This window comes from Maribacter corallii (assembly GCF_047345415.1).
Classification (GTDB): Bacteria; Bacteroidota; Bacteroidia; order Flavobacteriales; family Flavobacteriaceae; genus Maribacter_C.
The window spans coordinates 1-1,185 of the sequence record NZ_JBLFEP010000031.1 but is presented as its reverse complement, the minus strand read 5'-3'; the positions used below and the strand labels follow the sequence as shown (position 1 = coordinate 1,185).

Annotated in this window: 1 protein-coding gene; it reads right to left on the bottom strand. The window is 40.1% G+C overall.

From position 1 onward, the window contains the following. Positions 1–1,185, bottom strand: a 1,185-nt coding sequence (locus ACKWCA_RS23985; RefSeq protein WP_413980788.1) for an AMP-binding protein, incomplete at both ends; no start/stop codon positions are given.

The following is a 1,185-nucleotide window of genomic DNA, read 5'->3' as shown; positions in this document are numbered from 1 at the left end:
CCTATGCAAAGTTCTCCCGTTGTTCCTTTGGGCAATAGCTGATTGTTGACACCAAGAATATATGCCTTTGTATTTCCTATGGGCCTACCGATTGGAATACGATCCCGACAATCTTTTCCTATTATTTTAAAGCTCGTTGCAACTACACAGTTCTCTGTGGGACCATAATTGTTTACTATCGTATAAGTCGTCTCCTTTGACAATGTCCTTAGTTTATCACCCCCAGTCAATAGGTAGCGTAATGTTTTGTTGCCAAGACCTACGAACTGTTCACACACCTGTGTTGGTAAAAAAGAAATTGTAATATCATACAACGTAAAATAATCGTTGAGAGCTTTAACATCCATTCGGATATCGTCATGGATAATATGTATACAAGCTCCTTTTAATAAATAGGGAAATAATTCCCATACGGATGCATCGAAACCGAAGCTTGCAAACTTCGTACTGTTGTCCGAGGAGACTACTTGATAGTAACTATTATGCCAATAACATAAATTAACTAATGAACAATTCTCTACCATTACCCCTTTAGGAATTCCCGTACTACCTGATGTGTAGATAATATAGCAAAGGTCACTATTTGCATTGACCAATAAAGGGTTGGGAATCAGCTCATCATGTAAATCTATGTCTCCTAGGTTTATAAAATCTTTTTCTATCCCAACAGTATCCATAACCTCTTTCGTTGAAAGGACTAGCCTACTATCACTCTCCTTCAACATATAATCGACTCTTTCTTTCGGGTAGCTAGGGTCTATAGGAAGAAAAGCTGCTCCAGACTTAAGAATTCCTAATATTCCGAATACCATCTCCATAGATTGAAGAGTCATTACGCCTATGATATCATTAGGGCCGATACCCATTTCCTTTAACCTATGACCTAGAATATTCGCCTTCTGGTTTAAATCCTTATAACTAAGTTCCAACCCGCAATAAAACAATGCCACTTTATCAGGAGTCTTCTCCACCTGGTCCTCGAAAAGGTCGATGACCGTCCTGTCCAAGGGATAGGCCACCGCCGTATCATTGTAAGCGTGCAACAGCTCATCGCGCTCATCAGGGGTGATCATGGCTATGTCCGATAACCGTACCGTTGGATCTTCTATGACACTACCTACTATATTTTTGAAATACGTGACAAAACGCTCCATCGTTTCCCTCTTGAACAGATCCGTGGAGTAT